This window comes from Duganella violaceipulchra (assembly GCF_019166075.1).
Classification (GTDB): Bacteria; Pseudomonadota; Gammaproteobacteria; order Burkholderiales; family Burkholderiaceae_D; genus Rugamonas; species Rugamonas violaceipulchra.
In genome coordinates this window covers 1-204 of the sequence record NZ_JAHTGR010000276.1, presented here as the reverse complement: position 1 = coordinate 204, position 204 = coordinate 1, and the positions used below count along the sequence as shown (strand labels likewise).

At 62.7% G+C, this 204-nt stretch carries 1 protein-coding gene; it reads right to left on the bottom strand.

All coding sequences use genetic code 11. The features are described from left to right. A partial coding sequence (locus KVP70_RS34040; RefSeq protein WP_217946834.1) for a phosphopantetheine-binding protein occupies positions 1 to 204 on the bottom strand: 204 nt, incomplete at both ends.

The following is a 204-nucleotide window of genomic DNA, read 5'->3' as shown; positions in this document are numbered from 1 at the left end:
CGTCGGTTGCGCAAACAGGTCGCGCAGGGGAACTTCGACATCCAGCACTTGCCGCAGGCGCGACACCAGTTGCACTGCCATCAGCGAGTGTCCGCCCATCTCGAAGAAGTGGTCGTGGCGCCCGATTTGCGCCAACCCCAGCAAGTCTTGCCAGATCTGCGCGAGCGCTTCTTCAATCTCTCCTTGCGGCGCCTCGTAGGCACG